5 protein-coding genes are annotated in these 5,454 nt (G+C 72.2%); 4 read left to right on the top strand and 1 reads right to left on the bottom strand.

Annotated features, from left to right (window positions below):
- Positions 1–37: 37 nt before the first annotated feature.
- A complete protein-coding gene (locus ACRDP3_RS25845) occupies positions 38–736 on the bottom strand; it encodes a class I SAM-dependent methyltransferase (RefSeq protein WP_431519413.1) in 699 nt (232 codons plus the stop codon).
- A 186-nt stretch (positions 737–922) separates the two neighbouring features.
- Between ACRDP3_RS25845 and ACRDP3_RS25850 the strand changes: the two genes are divergently transcribed.
- The 4 genes from ACRDP3_RS25850 to ACRDP3_RS25865 all read left to right on the top strand — a co-directional run.
- Positions 923–1,600 (top strand): GntR family transcriptional regulator, encoded by a 678-nt coding sequence (locus ACRDP3_RS25850; RefSeq protein WP_431519414.1) that lies wholly within the window; start codon positions 923–925, stop codon positions 1,598–1,600.
- Positions 1,601–1,815: 215 nt separating this feature from the next.
- A complete protein-coding gene (locus ACRDP3_RS25855; RefSeq protein WP_431519415.1) occupies positions 1,816–2,997 on the top strand; it encodes an ROK family protein in 1,182 nt (393 codons plus the stop codon).
- A 150-nt stretch (positions 2,998–3,147) separates the two neighbouring features.
- On the top strand, positions 3,148–4,671 hold the full coding sequence (locus tag ACRDP3_RS25860) for a sugar ABC transporter ATP-binding protein (RefSeq protein WP_431519416.1): 1,524 nt from the start codon (positions 3,148–3,150) through the stop codon (positions 4,669–4,671).
- Between the two features lie 20 nt (positions 4,672–4,691).
- On the top strand, positions 4,692–5,454 hold a 763-nt coding region (locus ACRDP3_RS25865), incomplete at its 3' end, for an ABC transporter permease (RefSeq protein WP_431519417.1).

A 5,454-nucleotide genomic window follows, 5' to 3' on the forward strand; every position in this document is an offset into this window, starting at 1 on the left:
CGGCACTACTGCCGGAAGCCGCCCTTTTCGCGTGAGCTCAGCGCTTCACGCAGGTGTACGAGCCGTAGGCAGAGGCACGGAACTCCGTGTCGACGATCTCGAAACCCGTGGCGGTGAGCATGGGTTCGAACAGCCAGCGGAAGGTGCTGTGTTCGGTCCGGACGTGCTCGGCCAGGTCCGCGCGCGTATAGGCGACCGCGGGGTCGTCCGCCGCGCCGGCCAGCCAGTTCTCGAGGAAGTGCTCCGTCTCGTCCGGCTGGAAATCGTAGATGAGGTCGTGCACGCGCAGCAGGCCGCCGGGCCGGAGAATCCCGGCGATGCGGCGCAGCGCGTGGACCTTCCAGAAGTCGGGCAGTTGATGCAGCGCGTGGCGGGTGAAGACGGCGTCGGCCGGTGCGCCGGTGTGCTCGTAGGTGAGGAAGCCGCCGGGCGCGCACTCGAGCGAGGAGAGCCCTTCGGCCGTGGCGCGCTCGCGCAGCACGTCCCGCATCGCGGGGGAGATCTCGGCCGCGACGACCCGTCCGAAGTGCCGTGCGGCCGGGACGGCGAACTGCCCGGTGCCGGCGCCGAAGTCGACGACGACGGAGGAAGCGGACAGCCCGTGTCCGTGCAGCAGCGCGATGTCGGCACTCGGATCGGGATGGCCTTGTTTACGGTCGAAGCCGGCGATGAAACCGGCGTCGAAGTGCTCGGGGCCGCCGTGGGCGAGTTCGTCGGGCATCCAGTCGGGCTCCATGGAGGGGACTGTGGCACGAGGCGGTGCCGGCCCGCGCGGCAATATTCGCCGGGCGCCCTGCATCCGGCGCGTGTGACGGGTCACAAAGGGCGGGTGAAGATGGCTTGTTGCCCGCCACCCGCACAGTGCACTCCGTAGACTGTAGACAAAAGCCAAGCCTGTGCTGTCGAAGGTCAGGAGTCGCAGATGCTGTCCGCAGGACTGCCGGAAGGTGCCATGCCCAAGCTGCAGCGCCCGGGCCCGCTGCGGGAGCGTGTCTACGACGCTCTGCTGGAACTCATCACCACGCGTGCCCTGCGCCCGGGCCAGCATCTCGTCGAGAGCGAGCTGGCCCATCATCTCGGGGTCTCCCGGCAGCCCGTACGGGAAGCGCTGCAGCGTCTGAACACCGACGGCTGGGTCGATCTGCGCCCCGCGCAGGGTGCGTTCGTCCACGAGCCGACCGAGGAGGAGGCCGACCAGCTGCTGACCGTGCGGACGCTGCTGGAGGCCGAGGCGGCGCGGCTCGCGGCGGTCAACGCCGAGCCCGCGGGCATCGCGGAACTGGAGGAACTGTGCGCGCGCGGTGAGGCGGCGGTCGCCCGCGACGAGGTCGAGGCGGTCGTGGAGGCGAACGCCGCCTTCCACGCGCGGGTGATGGGCCTGGCGGGTAACGCCGTTCTCGCGGAGCTCGCGGGCCAGGTCGACCGCCGGGTGCGCTGGTACTACACGCCGGTGGCGCGTCAGCGCGGCGCCCAGTCCTGGATCGAGCACCGAGAGCTGATCGCCGCCATCGCCGCCGGTGACGGGTCGCGCGCGACCCAGGTCATGCGCGCACACACGGAACACACGCGGCACTCCTACCACGAGCGCTCGCAGAGCTGACAGCGCCTGACAGGCGGCCGGGCAGCCGACCTTTGTCCATTACCTGGGAAAAGTCGAAGGGATTCCCGCAGAACTTCTTCCCCGCGGCGACGACCGCTGATACGTTCCCAGTCGATCCCGGGTGGCGCCCGCACTCCTGGGAGCGGTCGACGCAGCGGAACGCGGGGGTGGGGGTCGCCCCTGCCGAAGGCCAGGGGAGGGTAGCCGTGAGACGCATGACAGCTCGGCCCGCGAACGCACACCAGGCTCGACTGCTCCGCCTGCTGCGGGACGGCGGCCCCAACTCCCGTGCCGAGCTGGGTGATCAGGTCGACCTTTCCCGCTCCAAGCTCGCCGTGGAGATCGACCGGCTGCTGGAGACGGGCCTGGTGGTCGCCGACGGGCTCGCCGCCTCCCGCGGCGGACGCCGCTCGCACAACGTGCGGCTCTCGCCGCGACTCCGCTTCCTCGGCGTCGACATCGGGGCCACGTCCATCGATGTGGCCGTCACCAACCCCGAGTTGGAGATCCTGGGTCACCTCAACCAGCCCATGGACGTACGCGAGGGCCCGGTCGCCGTCTTCGACCAGGTCCTCGCCATGGTCGCCAAGCTCCGCGCCTCCGGAGTCGCCGAGGGCTTCGACGGCGCCGGGATCGGTGTGCCGGGCCCCGTCCGGTTCCCCGAGGGCGTGCCGGTGGCGCCGCCGATCATGCCCGGCTGGGACGGTTTCCCCGTCCGGGAGGCGCTCAGCCAGGAGCTGGGCTGCCCGGTCATGGTCGACAACGACGTGAACCTCATCGCGATGGGGGAGATGCAGGCCGGAGTCGCCCGTTCCGTACGGGACTTCTTCTGCGTCAAGATCGGCACCGGCATCGGCTGCGGGATCGTCGTCGGCGGCGAGGTCCACCGCGGCACGACCGGCAGCGCCGGCGACATCGGGCACATCCAGGTCGAGCCGGACGGCCGCCCGTGCGCCTGCGGCAACCGCGGCTGTCTGGAGGCGTACTTCGGCGGGGCGGCGCTCGCCCGGGACGCCGAGAGCGCGGCGCGGGACGAGTCCTCGGCCGAGCTGGCCGCCAGGCTGGAGTCGGCCGGCCGGCTCACCGCCGCGGATGTCGCGGACGCCGCCGCGGCCGGGGACGGCACCTCACTCGATCTCATCCGGGACGGCGGCACCAGGGTCGGCCAGGTCATCGCCGGCCTCGTCAGCTTCTTCAACCCCGGACTGGTGGTGATCGGCGGCGGCGTGACCGGGCTCGGTCACACGCTGCTGGCCAGCATCCGTACCCAGGTCTACCGCCAGTCACTGCCACTGGCGACCGGCAATCTCCCCATCGTGCTGGGCGAGTTGGGTCAGGTGGCCGGGGTGACCGGCGCCGCCCGGCTCATCAGCGACCACCTCTTCTCCCCGGCCTGACCCCGGCCGTCGGCATTCGAGTACGCCGGCGGCAACCGCCTTCGTCGTACAGCGCGCGCAGCACCGCACCGCACCGAGCACGTCGCAGCACAGCACCAGCACTGCACTGCCCCGCACGGTCCCGTATGCCCGCACGCACGGAGGCCCGCCATGGCGCCACCAGCTCCCCTGCTCACGATGACCCGCATCACCAAGTCCTTCCCCGGGGTACGGGCGCTGGACGGCGTCGACCTCGACGTCGAGCCCGGCGAAGTGCACTGCCTGCTCGGGCAGAACGGTGCCGGCAAGTCGACCCTGATCAAGGTGCTGGCCGGCGCCCACCAGCCCGACGAGGGCGAGATCCGCTGGCAGGGCGAAGCCGTGCGACTCCACACCCCGGTGGCCGCCATGCGCCTGGGCATCGCCACCATCTACCAGGAACTCGACCTGGTGGAGCACCTGTCGGTCACCGAGAACATCTTCCTCGGCAACGAGGTCGCCACCCGCGGCTTCATCCGGGCGCGCGACGCCCGTACCCGCGCCGCCGATCTGATGAGCCGGCTCGGCCATCCCGAGATCCACCCGGACGTCCTGGTGGGCGCGCTGTCCGCCGCCGGAGCGCAGATCGTCTCCATGGCCCGCGCCCTCTCCCACGACGTACGTCTCATCGTCATGGACGAACCCTCCGCCGCACTCGACCCGGACGAGGTCGACAACCTCTTCCGCATCGTCGGCGGGCTCACCGCGGAGGGCGTCGCCGTCGTCTACATCTCGCACCGGCTGGAGGAGATCCGCCGGATCGGTGACCGCGTCTCGGTGCTCAAGGACGGGCGGGTCGCGGCGGGCGGGCTGCCCGCCCGAGACACCCCGACCCGCGATCTCGTCGCCCTGATGACCGGCCGCGACGTGCAGTACGCCTTCCCCGCACGCCCGGGCGCCGGCCCGCCCACGCAGGCGCCCCCGCCCGTGCTGCGCGCCGAAGGCCTCACCCGCGCGGGCGAGTTCGCGCCCCTCGACCTGGAGCTGCGCCCGGGAGAGATCGTCGGCCTCGCCGGGCTGGTCGGCTCCGGCCGCTCGGAGATCCTGGAAACCCTCTCCGGCGCCCGCCGTCCCACCGCGGGCCGCGTCGTCGTCGACGGTGAACCGGTCCCGCCGGGGAACGTCACCGCCGCCGTCCGGGCCGGCATCGGCCTCGCTCCCGAAGAGCGCAAGTCCCAGGCCCTGTTGATGCTGGAGTCCGTCACCCGCAACGTCTCGGTCTCCGCACTGTCCCGCTTCTCCCGCGGCGGCTGGCTCGACCGCGGCGGTGAGCGCGCGGCGGCCCGCGCCCGCACCCGTGAGCTCGCCCTGCACCCCGACGACCCCGACCGCGACGTGCGCACCCTGTCCGGCGGCAACCAGCAGAAGGTGGTCCTCGCGCGCTGGCTGCTGCGCGAGTGCCGGGTGCTGCTGCTGGACGAACCCACCCGCGGCGTCGACGTCGGCGCCCGCACCGAGCTCTACACCGTCATCCGCCGCCTCGCCGACTCCGGCGTCGCGGTCCTCCTCGTCTCCAGCGAAGTGCCCGAAGTCCTCGGCCTGGCCGACCGGGTGCTGGTCCTGCGTGAGGGCCGCGTCGTGCACACCGCCCCCGCCCCGGAGCTCGACGAGCACCGGGTGCTCGACCTCGTCATGGAAGGGAGCCCGTCGTGCTGAGCTCACCCGGCGCCGACGCGGTGCAGGAGCCCGAGCCGTCGTCGAAGCCGACGCCACCGCCGGCGTCACCGGCATCACCGCCGCCCCCCGCATCACCGGCCCGGCGCGGCATCGGTGCGCCGCGGCTCAGCCTGCGCCACCTCTCCCTCGTCGGGGTGCTCGTGGCGCTGGTGACGGTCGGGGCGTTCACCAAGCCGGAACAGTTCCTGACCGCGGACAACCTCCAGCTCATCCTGACCCAGTCCTCCGTCATCGGCGTCGTCACCGTCGGCGTCACCTTCGTCATCATCGGCGGCGGCATCGACCTGTCGGTCGGCGCGATCGTCGCGCTGGCCTCGGTGTGGGCGACCACGGTGGCCACCCAGGACTTCGGCCTGGGCGGCATGCTGCTGTGCGCGGTGGCGGTGGGGCTGGGCTGCGGACTCGTCAACGGCACGCTCATCGCGTACGGGCCGATGGTGCCCTTCATCGCCACCCTCGCGATGCTCGCCTCGGCGCGCGGCCTGGCCCTGCTCATCAGCGACGGCAAGACGCAGGTGGTGACGGTGCAGCCCGTCCTCGACCTGGGCGTCTCCGACAGCTACGTGCTCGGGGTTCCGCCGCTGGTGCTGGTCTTCGCCGCGGTCGCCGTACTGGGCTGGCTCGTGCTGGGCCGTACCACCTTCGGACGCCGCACCGTGGCGGTCGGCGGCAACGCCGAGGCGTCCCGGCTGGCCGGCATCGCCGTGCGGCGGCAGCGGCTGCTGCTGTATCTGCTCTCCGGTCTGTGCTGCGGCATCGCCG

Source organism: Streptomyces sp., assembly GCF_050698815.1.
GTDB lineage: Bacteria > Actinomycetota > Actinomycetes > Streptomycetales > Streptomycetaceae > Streptomyces.

Bases quoted from the DNA above. Each gene is read 5' to 3' on its own strand.
- ACRDP3_RS25845 (WP_431519413.1), bottom strand. From the start codon at position 736: ATGGAGCCCGACTGGATGCCCGACGAACTCGCCCACGGCGGCCCCGAG.
- ACRDP3_RS25850 (WP_431519414.1), top strand. From the start codon at position 923: ATGCTGTCCGCAGGACTGCCGGAAGGTGCCATGCCCAAGCTGCAGCGC.
- ACRDP3_RS25855 (WP_431519415.1), top strand. From the start codon at position 1,816: ATGACAGCTCGGCCCGCGAACGCACACCAGGCTCGACTGCTCCGCCTG.
- ACRDP3_RS25860 (WP_431519416.1), top strand. From the start codon at position 3,148: ATGGCGCCACCAGCTCCCCTGCTCACGATGACCCGCATCACCAAGTCC.